Here is a 16,373-nt window from a genome sequence, read left to right as displayed (position 1 = left end):
TCATAACAGCTTCAATATGCCCATCATAATCAGTAACAATGCGGGTAACACACCCAGCGCCTTCATAAATCGGAATGCCGACAGGAAGAAGCCTGCCTTCATTCCTACGATCAAAAACGTCCCGCTGAATAATGTAATAGCCATCGCTGTAGATAGGGGTTGGAAACCCAGCATGGCTGCCCCTAACCCTGCTCCAAACGCATCGACCGATAAGGCGATGCCTAGCCAAACCGCTTCCATGGCAGATATACTGCCGGAACGGTCCGTATCTGCCGCAGACGGACTTCGAAGAATACGAATAACAAGGCCCCATTTGCGGAACTCCAGAGAAAATACGGTTCGTTCCTGCTGTATCTCTAAAGTTTCCGAAGGAGCTTCGGCTGTTTCCGTACCCTCTACATTTTTATTCTGGTCCAGAACAGATCCGCTCACAGGATCGTCCGTCAAATCCTCTTTGCGATGCAGGGCTTGAATCAAAGAATAGCAGCCGATACAGATCAGAATAACAGCACCGAGAACAGTCGTATATACAGGAGACAGGACACGGGATAGTAATGCGCCGAGCTGCATCGATAGGCCAATCACCAGACCTGAACATACAGAAATGATGGCAATCGACAACAGTGGAATTTTCATCTTGCGCAGACCATATGTAACACCGACTCCAAAACTGTCCAAACTTAGTGCAAATGCCAGTAACAGCAGGGCCCCCCAATGATTAGGCACTCCAATTCCCTCCCATGCGAAGGAAGGGCCTTACAACACCCGAAGCCCTTCGCAGTATTGGTACTTGGAACAATATATGAGAAGGATGGGCTTGGTGTGACTGTACCTGCTTAACGCAGAGGCTGGCAGACCGGGCAATGATGCGTGCCACGTCCGGCCACGACAGATTTTTCGATCAATGTACCACAGTTTACACACGGCTTTGCATTACGTCCGTAAATTTGCAGCTGATGCTGAAAGCCGCCCGTTTTACCCTGTCCGTTAACGAACGATTTGATGGATGAGCCTCCAACCTGAATCGACGCGCCCAGTGTGGAGACAATAGCTTCATGCAGAACATGAAATTGACTATCAGTCAGGCTTTTTGCCGGCTGTGCCGGATGAATGCCCGCCTTAAACAACGATTCATCTACATAAATATTCCCGATACCTACAACATATGACTGATTTAACAGCGCGGCCTTGATCGAAGTCGAACGAGTTCCGACAGCGTCACGCAGCATTTCCGGTGTAAAGGACTCGTCCATCGGCTCCAAGCCGAGCTTGTTCAGCGGCTTTTCCAGCAAATCCTGTCCTGCTGGAAATAAGTGCATCGTACCAAACTGGCGCACATCCTGATAACGCAGCTCCGTACCATCTTTAAAATGAAAGATGACATGGGTATGCTTTTCCACAGGATCATCCTGTGAATAAAGCCCATAGCGCCCTTCCATTCTAAGATGGGAGACCAGCACCAGCCCGTCCAGCAAAATCCGCAGAAACTTCCCGCGTCTCTCTACGCCCGTAATCCGGTGGCCGGCCAATTCCATCGCAAAAGTATGGATATCATCGGGCTTTTGAATGATGCGCGGCAAATTTACGGTCACATGATCTATATATTTATCAACGATAAGCTCGTTAAGTGTTCGTTTAATGGTTTCTACTTCCGGTAATTCCGGCATGATATTTTCACCTCACCCTATATTATAGCGGAAGTAGCGTCAAAATGGGACTATCTACTCATTGAAAAATCTTACTTCGCTTCATACCAATTGGAACCGTAGCTTACTTCTGCTTTAAGTGGCACAGACAGCTTCAATGCAGCCTCCATTGTAGCCGGGACAAGCTCTTTCATCGTCTCTATTTCCTCAGGCGGGACCTCGAACACAAGCTCATCATGCACTTGAAGCAGCATACGGCTGCGAAGACCGCGTTCTCGAAGCGCTGCATCCATCTGCACCATCGCGAGCTTGATAATATCGGCGGCTGTACCCTGAATCGGCGTATTCATCGCTGTACGCTCCGCGAATGAACGCAGGTTAAAATTGCTGGCGTTGATTTCCGGCAAATAGCGTCTGCGCTCCAGCAGCGTTTTTACGTAACCGTCCCGCTTCGCATCCCTTACAATATCATCCATATAACGGCGAACGCCTTGGAACACGTCAAAATACTGGTCAATAAAGCGAGCCGCTTCCTTGCGCGTAATATTCAGGTTTTGCGACAGGCCGTAGTCGCTGATCCCGTAAACAATCCCAAAGTTAACCGCCTTGGCAGAACGCCGCATATTCGAGTCCACATCTTCCGCCGGAACACCGAACACATCGGATGCAGTCTTGGTATGGATGTCCATATCGTGGACAAAGGCTTCCTTCAAACGCTCATCATCCGAAATATCAGCCAGCACCCGCAGCTCGATCTGAGAGTAGTCTGCTGCCAAAATAGACCAGCCCGGCTCCGACGGCACAAATACTTTGCGAATTTTGCGTCCTTCTTCGAGACGAATCGGAATGTTTTGCAAATTTGGAAATTGACTGCTCAAGCGTCCGGTTGCTGCAACCGTCTGCCGGAAATACGTATGCACTTTACCCGTTTTCTCCGAAATTTCTTTCAGCAATCCTTCGACATACGTCGATTGGAGCTTCGCAATGGTGCGGTACTGCAAAATGTTTTGCACAATATCATGGTAAGGGGCCAGCTTTTCCAGCACCTCCGCATCGGTCGAGTAACCGGTTTTCGTCTTTTTAATGACAGGCAAGCCAAGTTTATCAAACAAAATCTCACCCAGCTGCTTGGGCGAATTTAGATTGAACTCTACACCAGCAATGCTGTAAATCTCACCCACCAGCGTTGCAATCTGGGCTTCAAATTCTTTACCCAAAGCGCGCAGTTCTTCTACGTTCACCATAACCCCCTGCTTTTCCATATCCGCCAAAATGCGGGACAGCGGCATCTCCAGCTCATGGAAAAGCTTGTGCATTTCCGTTTTTTCCAGCTCCGCCTGCTGCACGGGCACCAGCGCTTCGATCACCGCCGCCTTTCGTGCTACATGATCGGACAGTACATCCACTTCAGGAACTTTATATTTAGCGCCTTTACCGAACACTTCTTCATCTGGACGGATGGAGGACAGACCGTATTTGGCTGCCAATCCGCTGAGCGTCTGGTTCGCATCGGTTGGGTCCAGCAAGTATCCGGCCAACTGCACATCAAATTCGGCTCCGGCAAACTCAATTCCGTGCCAATGCAGGGCCAAATCCGTACGATGCAGATCATGACCGCGTTTTTTGCATTCAGCGTCAGCAAGCCATTCGCGTACAGGCGCTGCTGCATCATTTTGCAGTACGTCCAGTGTCATAAAAAACTGCCGTCCCGCTGCGGCAAATATCAGCCCTACGATTTCAGCACTATGCGGATTGTCACCATGCGTCTCAACATGCAGCAGATCCACATGATCCAGTACTTCTATCAATTCGCTCATCCGCTGTTCATCCAGCACGGTCACGTCAGCCACAGCTTCCTCTACGTCTACCCCTGCACTGCCAACCTCACCCGAAAGGGATAAGCGTTCCAGCAAAGACTTGAACTCCAGCTTCGCCAGCGCAGGTCCGGCCGTTTCTGTCTTTAGCCCGCTGAAGACGACATCTTCCAGCTGCTTGTCCAGCGTTACATCTCGATAAATGGTGGCTAATTCCTTGCTCATTCGCGCATCGTCTGCATGCGTTTCAACGCGCTCTTTCATTTTGCCTTTCAGCTCGTCCGTATGCGCCAGCACTTCTTCGACCGATCCATATTGGTGCAGCAGCTTGAGCGCTGTTTTTTCCCCTACACCCGGAATTCCAGGAATATTGTCTGACGTATCGCCCATCAGACCCTTAAGGTCGATAATTTGCAGCGGCTTCAAGCCGTAGCGTTCCTGAATCTGTTCAGGTCCGTACGTCTCCACCTCAGTAACCCCTTTGCGGGTCAAGCCGACTGTAACATGCTCCGAAGCCAACTGGAGCATATCCTTATCCCCGGTCACGACGAGCACATGGACACCCGCTTCGTCCGCTGTTTTGGACAGTGTGCCAATAATATCGTCTGCTTCATAGCCATCCAGTTCGAACTGGGCAATGCCGAAGGCAGTCAACAGCTCTTTCAGCAGCGGAAATTGCTGGGACAGCTCCGGCGGTGTTTTTTCCCGTCCGCCCTTGTAATCCTCGTATCCTTTATGGCGAAAAGTTATTTTCCCGGCATCAAAGGCAACCAGGATATGTGTCGGTTTGTGCTCCTCCAGGAGCCGCAATAACATCGTTGTAAATCCGTACACCGCGTTCGTCTGCTGTCCGCTCGAATTCGTTAACGGCGGCATTGCAAAAAACGCCCGGTATATAATACTGTTGCCATCTATAAGCATGAGTTTATCCATTTTGCACCTCGCAAGTTCATCAATACATTTGAAACGTTCATACGTTTTACGCATTCCTCTTCTATCTTAACATACAAGCCCCCTTTTTCAGAAAAAAAACGGCTGTTTCCTAACCAAATTCGCCTTTGCTCAAAGACAAGTCTGGGTCAGAAACAACCGCTATATACCCGATAGCTTTACTGGTTCAAATCTGGTCGCTCCCCTGTCACGAGATATACAGTGCTTTCACCGATATTCGTAGCATGGTCACCAATCCGCTCAATATATCGCCCTACGAGCAGCTGCAGCATGGCTTGTGAAGCCTCTGCCGGTTTTTCCACCATAAAAGCATACAAATCGCTAATCATGTTGCTGTACATGGAATCCACACGGTCATCCTCTTTGGCCATTTTATAGGCCAGATCCGTATTTTCATCCAAATACGATTGTATAGCATCGTCAATCATTTCTTTAACAATGGAAGCCATATGTGGAATATCCACCAACGGCTTCATCATCTGCTGCCCTTCCAATCGAAGCGTAACTTTGGCAATATCAAGTGCCAAATCGCCCATCCGTTCCAGATCACTGGAAATTTTAAAAGCAACAATAATCCGGCGTAAGTCCTTGGCTACCGGCTGCTGGGTAATGATGAGCTTGGAACCCATATCGAGAATGCTCTCTTCCAGCGCGTTCAGGGATGCATCATTTTTGACCACCTGCTGAGCCAATTCTGTATTTTTGGTCTGCAAGCATTCAATAGCCTGATCAAGCGCCTTCGAAACATGTGCACCCATTTCGCGCAGTACGGCTCTCAGCTCAGCTAATCCCTCATCAAAACCTTTTCTACGTATCATTTCGAAGTCACCCCTTCTGGCATAATCATCTGGTTGGCTTTAGCCAAATCGCCCGGAAATATAATCTTCTGTGCGGGAATCCTGTGGCGTGGAAAACATCGCCTCTGTATCCGCCGCCTCCACCACGACACCATTCAAAAAGAACGCAGTTCGACCGGACACACGCGCCGCCTGATGCATGTTATGCGTCACCATGACGATGGTATATCTGTCCCGCAGTTCTTGAACCAGCTCTTCAATCTTGATCGTGGAGATCGGGTCCAGCGCAGATGTCGCCTCATCCATAAGCAAAATATCCGGCTGTACTGCAAGCGCTCTGGCAATACACAGTCGCTGCTGTTGTCCACCGGACAAGCTCAGAGCTGAACGCTTCAGAAAATCCTTGACTTCTTCCCAAAGTGCAGCCTGCCGCAAGCTTTGCTCGACCAGTTCGTCCAGCTTTTCCTTTTGCCGGATTCCATGCAGACGCGGTCCGTAGGCCACGTTATCATAAATGGATTTGGGAAACGGGTTAGGCTGTTGAAAAACCATCCCTACCTGCTTGCGCAGATTTTCTACCTCCATCGTATCGCCATATATATCCTGACCTGCGATACTCACGGTGCCTTCAATACGCGTTCCCGGTATCATATCATTCATCCGGTTTAGCGTACGAAGTAAAGTTGATTTGCCACAGCCGGATGGACCGATGAAGGCTGTTACCGTTTTTTCAGGAATATCGAGGTTTATATTTTTAAGCGCATGAAATTTCTCATAATACAAATTCAGCTTATCAATCCGGATTACGGAATCATTCATTGATTTATGATCTCCTTCGTGTTGCAGTTATGGTCCTCAAGCATTGCACCTGATTTGCACAATATGAAGATTATATAAGCTGTGTGTAAAATCAGTGTGATTGATTTGTTAACGGTATGTAAAATGATCAGGGATTCAGCATCAACTCAAGCTCCTGCGCAATTCCGGCTGCGTTCAAGGCCGCTTCCTCTGCGGAACGGGACATTTGGCTGTTTTTAGCCTCAATTTCCGTAACTGCCTGCAATAGCTTGGCAAAGGTTTGGGTTCCGGCTGATATATATTGAGAGCCCGTATGAATCTGCTGCAGGCTTGTATCTGTCAGTTCCACGGTATCACGCAGCATTCGTTCAATGTCCGCTAGCAAGCTGGTGATCTGTTCGGAAAAGACTTTCGTCTGCAGTGACATATTCCGCACCTCCTGCGACACGATCTGGAAGCCACGTCCGTGTTCACCGGCATGTGCAGCCTCAATGGATGCATTGATCGCCAGCAGTCCGCTGTGATCTGCCAGTGCGCGAATCGACGAGGCCATGCCTGCAATGTCATTCAGCGATTGAGTTAGCGCCGTCATCTGCTCATGCTGGCGCTGCATTTGCTCAGTCACTGCACGATAGGAGAGCAGAACATCCTCCAGCTCTACTTTGCCACGGTGGGATAATTCACTCATCGTGCGAGTGAGCCGCATACTGTCATCGGCTTCTTTGGCGGCATCCTGCACCGTCGTCTGAATACGGTGGACACCGTCATAGCTATGCTGGACCACATTACCGCGGTGTTCATCTGCTTCTTTTTGCATGCGCTGAACGACAGACAGGATATCGCGAATCGTGAGCACACCGAGTAGCCGTGTACCTTCTTTAAGAAGCAAGCAATCGTAAAAACGTTGATCCTCGCGCAGCATCGCCAGTTCTACAATGTCCGATGCCGGGCTTTTCAGATCTACAATGAGTGTGTTGGGGTCCGCAAATATCGCCGCAGGCTTGTCATAAAAGAGGGCCGCAGCAAACCTGCCTGTAAAATGGCGATTATAGGCATCCCTCATAATAATACCCAAAGGAAGTTCATTTTTATCAACGACGATGACACAAGGAATTTCTTCCTGCGTCTTCATCAGGGCTAGCAGTTCCTTGCAAGACATATCCGTACCAATAATCGGAACCTCCCGGCATGGCACGTAAGTAGTAATTGGCTTGTATGTATCACGTTCAATCACGGCAGTGGAACTCGGCTGGGTCTTTGGTTCCGTTATCATCGTTCTGAAGTCCCCTTTTTTTAACTACTTGGAGTGACGGGAACATCATATCGGTCATTTATTGATTGTAACGTCTATGTTTGTTAACGGAGTGTAAAATCACAAATTGGACACAAAGAAAACGCTCCTCATTTATAGCAAATGAGAAGCGCTTCTTTTTTTATTTACAACCAGTTTGTACCCTACTCCGCGGATCGAATCAATATGAACGGAGTCGGGATCGAGCTCCAGCTTTTTGCGTAATGAGCTGACATGTACATCCACCGTCCGTTGACCGCCAATGTAGTCAAAGCCCCACACCGCGTTCATCAGATCATCCCGAGTGAGCACCACACCTGGCTTACGGGACAAATAGAGAAGCACCTCGAATTCCTTGGGCCTTAAGCTGATAGACTGGCCTCCAAGAATGACTTCATATTTTTCTGGGTAAATCTCCAGCTCGCCTAGCTGAATTTTGGAGCCATCCTTCTGATCGGACAGCACACCTTCATCCCCGCCGGATGTTCTTCGCAGCACAGCGGTTACACGGGCCAGCAGCTCAGAAACGCCGAAAGGCTTGGTGATGTAATCATCCGCACCCGACTTCAGACCCTGAACAACCTCGGCTTCACCGTTTTTGGCAGTTAAAATAATGATTGGCGTCGTCAGCCCCTGATGGCGTAGTCTGCTCAGGATATCCATTCCATTCATGCCGGGCAGCATCAAATCCAGCAGAATCAAATCATAGGACTCTCTGGAGGCTTTTTCAAACCCTGCACTGCCATGATCCTCCGTATCCACTTCGAAACCTTCCTGTATCAAATTGTAGGATAGCAGTCTGGCAAGCGTTGGTTCATCCTCAATAACCAGCAAGCGTTGTCCCATAAAATAACTTCATCTCCTGTTTACCTGTTAAAGGCGCATTGGTCAAAATTCCAAAATCTTTTCCATACTCATGCGACACTCGTTTATTTTATCACGACATTGTTAACAGAATGTAAAAACGATTATAGTTCATTCTTCCTGTTGCAATAATGGCAATTCAATCGTAAATGTGGTCCCCATGCCTAGCTCACTTTCCACCGAAAGTGTTCCATGATGCAGGTCAACCAGATGCTTGACAATGGACAATCCCAGACCCGTTCCGCCCGAGTTGCGCGAGCGTCCTTTATCTACCCGGTAAAAGCGCTCAAAGATACGTGGCAAATCCTTTTTCGGAATCCCGATGCCTGTATCGCTGACCGTAAATACTACTTTTTCCGTGTCGTTCTCGCGCTGGACTGTCACAACCTTGACCTTCACCTTGCCGCCGTCCAGTGTATAATTGATACCATTAGACAAAAGATTCAGAAAAATCTGCTGGAGCTTATCTTCATCTGCCTCCATAAACAGTTCATCCGGAACGTCCATATGCAGTGTAATTCGTTTTTTTGCAGCTACATTGTTCAGTTTCTCCAGCAATGATTCAACGAACGACGATACGTGCACTGGAGAACAATCCAGCGGAGAACGCTTGGACTCGATTTTGGACAGGACCAGAATGTCGCCGATCAGCCGATTCAGCCGTTCACTTTCATCATAAATAATTTGTAAAAATGAACGGGCTGTCTCCTCATCCTTAACCCCGCCGCTAAGCAGCGTTTCGGCAAAGCCCTTGACCGCAGCAATCGGTGTTTTTAGCTCATGAGAAACATTCGCCACAAATTCGCTCCGCATATTTTCCAAGCGACGAATCGCCGTAATATCCTGCAAGAGAAACAGCATCCCGCGGTATCCGCCGTCATCCTCGTACATAGGTACACCATCCAGCAAAATCAGTCGTTCCTCAGGATTGTACAAATGGACCTCACCATGCAACCGTTCACGGCTTTGTATGCTGCCCTCGATTAGCTTGGTCAGCTCGTAATGCTTCTTTAGCTCATGATACGGTTTATCTGTCACCCGTTTACCCAAGACACCAAGCATCCGCTCAGATTCACGGTTTACAAGCGCAATGTGCTCACTGGCATCAATCATCAGAATCCCGCCGGTCATATTGCTCATGACACTCTGGAGTAAATCCTCGTTATCACGGATTGTTTTCATTTGGTTTTGGAGACTGTCTGCCATGCGATTAATGGCTTCACCCAGTTGCCCCACCTCATCCCTACGCTGTACGCCCACCCTGGCGTCATAATCCAGTCCGGAAATACGATTGGCAACACCCGTAATATGTTCAATAGGTGAGGTCAGGCTGCGGGCGATACGATAGCTAACCAGCCCGGCTGCGAGGAACAGCAGCACGAGCCCAATTCCAATGGCCGTCCAGCCGCGTTGTACCCCCTCCTCTACCGCTTGCAGGTTCATCGACAAACGGATATATCCGTCAAAGCCCTTATCCGATACAACAGGCTCTGCAACGTATAGCATGTTTCGCTGCAAGGTTTCGCTGTAGCGTATCGTGCGTCCAATTCCTTCTGTCGAGGCTTGCTGAATTTCTTCGCGAGATGCGTGGTTTTCCATCTTGCGCGGATCGCTTAACGAATCGCCAACCACCGTCCCATCCTTGCGAATGAAGGTCACCCGCGATTCCGTCAGACGGGCAATTTCCTTCGCCTTTTCGGAATAATAAGACACATAATCTGTGCTGGAAAGAGCGTCTGCATTGACAAAAGGAAATGTAGCGCGAAGCAGGTCGATTTCCCGGCCCATGTTCTCCTCAAGTACTTTCATGTTTGAATTTTTAAAAATTTGTCCCATGGTAATTCCCGCAGCAAGGACAGATACACCAATCAAAATCAGCATGATCAGGGTAAGCCTGAAACGAAACGATTTCATAACATATGCCCATCCTTTATATAAGTTAAGTCCCATTCTACAGGCTGCCTGCTTTTTGTTCCACTGCTAAAAAAGAAAAAGGTCAGGGCATAAACTGCCCCAACCGTTTGCTTATCCGTTAATGATTTCACCGCCGTTGATATGAATAACCTGCCCGCTTACATAAGAAGAGTCATCTGAAGCAAGGTACACATAGGCTGGTGCCAGTTCTTCCGGCTGACCCGGACGCTTCATCGGTTGTGCTCCACCAAACTCGCTGACGGTTTTGGCATCGAACGTGGACGGGATCAGTGGTGTCCAGATCGGACCGGGTGCTACAGCATTCACCCGAATGCCCTGTTCCACCAGATTGAGTGAAAGGGAGCGAGTGAATGTAGTAATCGCTCCTTTGGTGGATGAATAATCGATGAGCGTTTTATTCCCGGCATACGCAGTAATCGACGTTGTGTTGACGATGGCGCTCCCTTTCTTCAAATGCGGCAATGCCGCTTGCGTCAAGAAGAACATACCGAAAATATTCGTTCGGAAAGTACGTTCCAACTGTTCTTTGGTGATATCCTCCAGCTTTTGCTGCGGATGCTGCTCTGCCGCATTGTTCACGACGATGTCAAGCTTGCCCAACTCGTTAACTGTCTGTTGAACCGCCTTTTTGGCAAATTGGTCATCTCCGATATCACCAGGGATCAGCACGCATTTGCGTCCCTCCTGTTCTACCTGACGCTTCGTTTCTTCCGCATCCTTATGCTCATTCAGGTAGACGATGGCTACGTCAGCCCCCTCTTTGGCATACGTCACAGCTACAGCCCGCCCAATTCCGCTGTCTCCGCCAGTAATCATCGCAACTTTGCCTGTCAGTTTGCCAGCCGCTTTGTAAGTCGGCTTTTCAAATTGAGGTGCAGGCGACATTTTCGACTCGATTCCCGGTTGCTGTTCCTGATGCTGTGGGGGCAGGGTTTGCTGAGTTTGGTTGCTTTTTGTCATTATAAATTCTCCTTTCAGAATCAGATATCCCATAGGATGCAACATTTGCCTCCACTCTACTCCTGATTTACCCATCAGCTTTCGGATTAAACGAAAAAAGATGGTTATAATATGGAATCGTTAAAAAATAAGGGGTATCCCAACTACTTTTGGTCTGCTAGACTATGGATGGCACCGTGTATACGGATAGCAAACAAGAGATTCAGAGAAAATTGCATGAGGGGGTTTATTGAACAAAATGCTGGAAAAAAAAGTGACCTGGCTAGAGCTTTTTTATGACTTGCTCTTTGTGGCCGCTGTTTCCAAAGCCACTCATGTTTTATTGCATGTGGAGCACGGTAGTATTGCGATAGAACATTTGGCCAAGTTCGTTCTTATTTTCATTCCCATTTGGTGGGCCTGGGTGGGACAGAGTGTTTATAACAACCGTTATGGTCAAGACACGACAACACATCGGATCTTCATGATCCTGGAACTATTTTTTGTTCTGATCATGACAGCCAGTCTGGATGCAGATTTCGACGCTAATTACGCACCATTTCTGATTGGATATATCGGGCTAAGGGGCTTAACTGCGATTCAATATTTGGTATCAGCTCGAAGAGAAAAGCATCATAGACAGGACACCGCACGCTTCTTTGCAACCTACTTCTGGCTTGGAATCATCATCTCATGCTGCTCTATCTTTTTTGATTCACCGCTTCGATATGTCATTTTATATGCAGGTATTGCGATTGACATCCTTGTTCCATTAATAGGCCGTAAAAACCTGGTAAAAACGCCAATCCATACAGCACATTTATTAGAGCGCTTTGCCTTGTTTACCTTGATTTTACTGGGTGAATCGGTCGTCAGCATGCTGTCTGTGTTAAAATCCGATAAATTCACACCTTCATCCATTGGTTTCGCGGCTTTGGCCTTTATATTAGTCATTGCGATTTGGTGGCAATACTTCGAAAATGTAGAAAAACGTATCGATAAGACAAAGCAAACAGCCGGACAAACGATTATCTACGGACATTTGTTCATTTATTTCTCACTCAGCATGATTGCGGCTTCCATACAGCTCTTATTTCTGGAGCAGTTGGCATACTTGTTTATCGTTTGTTTTACTTTTGCCTCTGTTTTGATTTACTTCTTATCCGTCATGCTTGTATTTCATCAGTATCGATTTCATCATCTCAAGCCAAGCTTCAAGAAAATGCTTTTATTATTGGGTCTGTTATGTATCTTGTTCATCTTCAATCTCGTTATTGTGGTCTCTCCTCACCTCATCGTAGCTGAACTCATGTTGTTTTTTATTATTTTTGCCAAAGCAACTGCATGATGTGATCGGGATTAGTGAAATTCAGCCATGCAGCTTGATATAACAAAACGGCCTGCGCTAAGAAGCGCGGGCCGTTTGGCTGTAATTCAGGACTTCGTAAAATCCGTTTACTTATACCTTTAAATAATGTGACTGTACACCATTAAAAAGGTGATCAGGATCAGGAATACTGCGAGCAGTGTACTGAATGTACGCATTTTGCCAATATAGCCGTTAATCGGCTGATTATTGCGGAGTGCTTCCAGCGCTAAACGTAATGGCTTGCCCATAATGCCACCAATGGCGGAAATGGCCAAAAACAGTACAAGCACGATGATGATCCATGCCAGAGAATATGTGCCGCCAATGGTTAAAAATAAACCACTAACCAACAGTATGATGAGCGCAAATTGGGCGATACGGTTCAAGAGCTGAACAGCCGCCACCATACCTTCCTGCGCTGCGGGAGAAGACAAGCTTCCGATCTTACCCACTAAAAAGGGCAGCACCAGATAAAAGCCCAGTGCCAATGTTCCAATCATGTGTAGAAAAAACATTCCTCATTACCTCCGTTTTCTTGTTCATTTATCCATTTAGTCTTTAAGTGTTAAACGGTATGAAAATATGAAACTCAAATCTATTATATAGGGCAAAAGGGACAAAGAGAAGCGGGGAAAGTTTTAGATTGGGGGCTTGGGAGGCTCCGCGAACGAAACGTTGCTACCATCGCTGTTGTCTCCGGATTTTTTGAATATAGCTTTATGGTAATAATCCGGAGACAAAGGCGAGCGCTTACGCTGTGGCACGACAGGTAACTTTTAAAATCAAAAAAAGTGCCCCACAGCCATGACTATGACCTTGGAGCACCTTTTTCACAAATCTATACAATCTTACCAGATAACCGTATTAGACGTTGACTACTTTAACTACATTGCGTACTGATTCGGCGGATTGATCAAGTGCTGCTTTTTCTTCAGCGTTCAATTCCAGCTCGAACACCTTCTCAATGCCATTGCCGCCCAGAAGGGTCGGTACACCGAGGAACAAGTCCTGATAACCGTACTCTCCCTCCAGATAGGCGATGACCGGGATAATGCGTTTTTTGTCTTTTACAATCGCTTCTGTCATCTGTGTAAGCGAGGCTGCCGGGGCATAGTATGCACTACCGTTACCCAGCAGGTTCACAATCTCACCACCGCCGACACGTGTCCGTTGTACGATTGCTTCAATACGTTCCGGCGGAATCAAAGCTTCAATAGGGATACCACCGACACTGGAATAGCGTACCAGTGGCACCATATCATCACCGTGACCGCCCATAACAAAGCCGCGCACGTCTTCAACGGATACGTTCAACTCCTGTGCGATAAAGGTACAATACCGCGCTGTATCCAGCACACCCGATTGGCCGATAACCCGATTTTTCGGGAAACCAAGCGTCTGGTATGCCGTATAAGTCATCGCATCAACCGGATTACTCAGAATGATAACGATAGATTCCGGTGCATACTTCTTTACGTTTTCGCACACAGATTTTACGATTCCTGCGTTGGTATTGACCAAATCGTCACGACTCATGCCCGGCTTGCGTGCAATTCCGGCTGTAATGATAACAATGTCTGAATTGGCTGCATCCTCATAATTGGAAGTACCTGTGACCAGGCTGTCAAAACCCTGTACCGGACCGGCCTCTAAAATATCAAGCGCCTTGCCCTTGGTCGGATTCTCAAGTTGCGGAATATCGATCAGCACGATATCGCCCAGTTCCTTTTGAGCCAACATCAATGCGGTAGTGGCACCGGTAAAACCAGCGCCAACAATAGATATTTTTTTTCGTTGAATGGTCACGTGGCATTCCCCTTCCTACAGGTTACTAATAATAGTATCTGCAAATTCGGAACATTTTACTTGTGTAGCACCATCCATCAGACGGGCAAAGTCATAAGTTACGATCTTATCATTGATGGACTTTTCCAGCCCTTTATAGATCAGGTCAGCTGCTTCCTTCCAGCCCAAGTGCTCAAGCAGCATGACGCCGGACAAAATCACAGAACCAGGGTTCACAACATCCTTGTCTGCATATTTTGGCGCCGTGCCATGTGTAGCTTCAAAGATGGCATGCCCAGTTACATAGTTAATGTTAGCGCCTGGAGCAATACCGATTCCACCGACTTGGGCAGCCAAGGCATCGGACAAATAGTCCCCGTTCAGATTCAGCGTAGCGATTACATCAAATTCGGACGGACGTGTCAGCACTTGTTGCAGTGCAATGTCAGCAATCGCATCCTTGATGATGATTTTGCCTGCATCTTCAGCGGCTTTTTGAGCTGCATTGGCTGCATCTTCACCGTCTTTTTCCTTAATTTGATCATATTGAGCCCAAGTAAATACTTTATCTGCAAACTCTTGCTCAGCTACTTCATAGCCCCAGTTTTTGAAAGCACCTTCGGTAAATTTCATAATGTTGCCTTTGTGTACAAGCGTTACGCTCTTGCGTCCGTGATCCACAGCATATTGAATAGCTGCACGCACCAGACGCTTGGAGCCTTCGGAGGAAACCGGTTTAATCCCGATACCCGAGGTTTCAGGGAAACGGATTTTATTCACACCCAGCTCTTGCTGGAGGAACTGAATGACCTTTTTCACATCTTCAGAGCCTTCGGCATACTCGATACCTGCGTAGATATCTTCTGTGTTCTCACGGAAAATAACCATGTCTACCAACTCAGGCCGTTTTACCGGAGAAGGTACGCCGTTGAAGTAACGAACAGGACGCAGACATACGTACAGATCCAGTTCTTGACGCAATGCCACGTTCAAAGAACGAATGCCACCGCCAATAGGTGTCGTCAGCGGGCCTTTAATAGCTACAATATACTCACGGATGGCTTCCAATGTATCGTTAGGCAGCCACTCGCCGTATGAATTGAAAGCTTTCTCACCAGCAAATACTTCATACCAGGCAATCTTTTTGATGCCGTTATATGCTTTATCTACAGCTGCATCCAGTACGCGCTTGGATGCTTTCCAAATGTCGCGTCCTGTGCCATCACCTTCGATAAACGGAATAATCGGATGGTTTGGAACCTGCAGCTGACCGTTATCAATCGTAATCTTTTCGCCTTCAGTTGGGAGCTCAAACTTTTCAAATTTCACCATAAGTTCCTTTTCCTCCTCAGATATGAATGGGTACAGGGCGAAAGACGTGATCGTCATCACAGACAAAAACGTCCATCTCTCGCCGTCCCCTTTATTGTACCTTATTTTTTAAATTAAGGGTACATACCCTCAATATTCCTCCGACATGCGATTAGCGCAGCTCTGGCGATACATATTTTTGATCCAATGGTCCTGTGTACTCGGCACGTGGACGGATCAGACGGTTATTTTCGTACTGCTCCAAAATGTGCGCGGTCCACCCGGATACACGGCTCACCGCAAAGATCGGCGTAAACAAGTCTCTCTTGATACCCAGCTGGGTATAAACGGAAGCAGAATAAAAATCCACATTCGGTTTCAAGCCTTTTTGCCCTGTCACAATTTCCTCAATGCGGACCGACATATCGAACAGCGTGGTGTCACCGTTCATTTGACCCAGTTCACGGGACATTTTGTGCAGGTGCTTGGCACGCGGATCACCGTTTTTATAGACACGGTGCCCAAAGCCCATGATTTTTTCGCGGTTATCCAGTTTGGCCTGGATATACGAGTCCACCTGATCCAAACCGCCAATTTCCTCCAGCGTTTTGGCAACAGCCTCATTGGCTCCGCCATGCAGCGGCCCTTTTAAAGCGCCAATGGCAGATGTAATTCCTGAATAAATATCCGACAATGTAGCTACCGTTACGCGCGCAGCAAAGGTCGAAGCATTTAATTCATGATCGGCATGCAGCACAAGGGCCTGATCGAAGGCTCTGATAGCCGTCTCTTCCGGATCCTTGCCAGTGAGTTGATACAAAAAGTTTTCGGCGATGGAAACACCTTGTTTAGGCGCAATCGGCTCCAAGCCCT

At 47.6% G+C, this 16,373-nt stretch carries 14 protein-coding genes; 1 reads left to right on the top strand and 13 read right to left on the bottom strand.

Annotated elements, in window-relative coordinates; all coding sequences use genetic code 11:
* From WG8_RS08435 to WG8_RS08395, 9 genes are all read right to left on the bottom strand, one after another.
* Positions 1-726 carry an MntP/YtaF family protein gene (locus WG8_RS08435; RefSeq protein WP_007429707.1) on the bottom strand — a complete coding sequence of 242 codons (726 nt, stop codon included), beginning with the start codon at positions 724-726 and terminating at the stop codon, positions 1-3.
* A gap of 110 nt (positions 727-836) precedes the next feature.
* A complete protein-coding gene (gene mutM, locus WG8_RS08430) occupies positions 837-1,667 on the bottom strand; it encodes a DNA-formamidopyrimidine glycosylase (RefSeq protein WP_007429706.1) in 831 nt (276 codons plus the stop codon).
* Positions 1,668-1,738: 71 nt separating this feature from the next.
* Positions 1,739-4,393 carry a DNA polymerase I gene (gene polA, locus WG8_RS08425; protein WP_007429705.1) on the bottom strand — a complete coding sequence of 885 codons (2,655 nt, stop codon included), beginning with the start codon at positions 4,391-4,393 and terminating at the stop codon, positions 1,739-1,741.
* A 176-nt stretch (positions 4,394-4,569) separates the two neighbouring features.
* Positions 4,570-5,229, bottom strand: a complete 660-nt coding sequence (gene phoU / locus WG8_RS08420) for a phosphate signaling complex protein PhoU (RefSeq protein ID WP_007429704.1) — start codon at positions 5,227-5,229, stop codon at positions 4,570-4,572.
* Between the two features lie 39 nt (positions 5,230-5,268).
* Positions 5,269-6,027 carry a phosphate ABC transporter ATP-binding protein PstB gene (pstB, locus tag WG8_RS08415; RefSeq protein WP_007429703.1) on the bottom strand — a complete coding sequence of 253 codons (759 nt, stop codon included), beginning with the start codon at positions 6,025-6,027 and terminating at the stop codon, positions 5,269-5,271.
* Positions 6,028-6,154: 127 nt separating this feature from the next.
* Entirely contained in the window at positions 6,155-7,279 is a 1,125-nt protein-coding gene (locus tag WG8_RS08410; RefSeq protein ID WP_007429702.1) for a methyl-accepting chemotaxis protein, read from the bottom strand.
* Positions 7,280-7,411: 132 nt separating this feature from the next.
* Positions 7,412-8,143, bottom strand: coding sequence for a response regulator transcription factor (locus WG8_RS08405; protein ID WP_007429701.1), 732 nt, complete (start codon positions 8,141-8,143; stop codon positions 7,412-7,414).
* Between the two features lie 129 nt (positions 8,144-8,272).
* The gene (pnpS, locus tag WG8_RS08400; protein WP_007429700.1) at positions 8,273-10,075 is read right to left on the bottom strand and encodes a two-component system histidine kinase PnpS; all 1,803 of its coding nucleotides are present in this window, start codon (positions 10,073-10,075) and stop codon (positions 8,273-8,275) included.
* Positions 10,076-10,186: 111 nt separating this feature from the next.
* The gene (locus tag WG8_RS08395) at positions 10,187-11,056 is read right to left on the bottom strand and encodes an SDR family oxidoreductase (protein WP_007429699.1); all 870 of its coding nucleotides are present in this window, start codon (positions 11,054-11,056) and stop codon (positions 10,187-10,189) included.
* Positions 11,057-11,294: 238 nt separating this feature from the next.
* Here WG8_RS08395 and WG8_RS08390 point away from each other — a divergent pair, with 238 nt between their 5' ends.
* Complete coding sequence (locus tag WG8_RS08390; RefSeq protein ID WP_007429698.1) at positions 11,295-12,383, top strand: low temperature requirement protein A; 1,089 nt, start codon at positions 11,295-11,297, stop codon at positions 12,381-12,383.
* Positions 12,384-12,502: 119 nt separating this feature from the next.
* Here the strand turns inward: WG8_RS08390 and WG8_RS08385 are convergent, their stop codons facing one another.
* From WG8_RS08385 to WG8_RS28200, 4 genes are all read right to left on the bottom strand, one after another.
* The gene (locus tag WG8_RS08385) at positions 12,503-12,919 is read right to left on the bottom strand and encodes a hypothetical protein (protein ID WP_007429697.1); all 417 of its coding nucleotides are present in this window, start codon (positions 12,917-12,919) and stop codon (positions 12,503-12,505) included.
* A gap of 349 nt (positions 12,920-13,268) precedes the next feature.
* On the bottom strand, positions 13,269-14,210 hold the full coding sequence (mdh, locus tag WG8_RS08380) for a malate dehydrogenase (protein ID WP_007429696.1): 942 nt from the start codon (positions 14,208-14,210) through the stop codon (positions 13,269-13,271).
* Between the two features lie 15 nt (positions 14,211-14,225).
* Positions 14,226-15,521 (bottom strand): NADP-dependent isocitrate dehydrogenase, encoded by a 1,296-nt coding sequence (icd, locus tag WG8_RS08375; RefSeq protein ID WP_007429695.1) that lies wholly within the window; start codon positions 15,519-15,521, stop codon positions 14,226-14,228.
* Between the two features lie 151 nt (positions 15,522-15,672).
* A partial coding sequence (locus WG8_RS28200; protein ID WP_007429694.1) for a citrate/2-methylcitrate synthase occupies positions 15,673-16,373 on the bottom strand: 701 nt, incomplete at its 5' end.

Source organism: Paenibacillus sp. Aloe-11, from assembly GCF_000245715.1.
Taxonomy (GTDB): domain Bacteria; phylum Bacillota; class Bacilli; order Paenibacillales; family Paenibacillaceae; genus Paenibacillus; species Paenibacillus kribbensis.
This window is presented reverse-complemented; position numbering and strand designations above follow the sequence as displayed.

Bases quoted from the DNA above. Each gene is read 5' to 3' on its own strand.
- phoU (WP_007429704.1), bottom strand. From the start codon at position 5,229: ATGATACGTAGAAAAGGTTTTGATGAGGGATTAGCTGAGCTGAGAGCC.
- WG8_RS08405 (WP_007429701.1), bottom strand. From the start codon at position 8,143: ATGGGACAACGCTTGCTGGTTATTGAGGATGAACCAACGCTTGCCAGA.
- pstB (WP_007429703.1), bottom strand. From the start codon at position 6,027: ATGAATGATTCCGTAATCCGGATTGATAAGCTGAATTTGTATTATGAG.
- WG8_RS08410 (WP_007429702.1), bottom strand. From the start codon at position 7,279: ATGATAACGGAACCAAAGACCCAGCCGAGTTCCACTGCCGTGATTGAA.
- polA (WP_007429705.1), bottom strand. From the start codon at position 4,393: ATGGATAAACTCATGCTTATAGATGGCAACAGTATTATATACCGGGCG.
- WG8_RS08390 (WP_007429698.1), top strand. From the start codon at position 11,295: ATGCTGGAAAAAAAAGTGACCTGGCTAGAGCTTTTTTATGACTTGCTC.
- icd (WP_007429695.1), bottom strand. From the start codon at position 15,521: ATGGTGAAATTTGAAAAGTTTGAGCTCCCAACTGAAGGCGAAAAGATT.
- mutM (WP_007429706.1), bottom strand. From the start codon at position 1,667: ATGCCGGAATTACCGGAAGTAGAAACCATTAAACGAACACTTAACGAG.
- pnpS (WP_007429700.1), bottom strand. From the start codon at position 10,075: ATGAAATCGTTTCGTTTCAGGCTTACCCTGATCATGCTGATTTTGATT.
- WG8_RS08395 (WP_007429699.1), bottom strand. From the start codon at position 11,056: ATGACAAAAAGCAACCAAACTCAGCAAACCCTGCCCCCACAGCATCAG.
- WG8_RS08385 (WP_007429697.1), bottom strand. From the start codon at position 12,919: ATGTTTTTTCTACACATGATTGGAACATTGGCACTGGGCTTTTATCTG.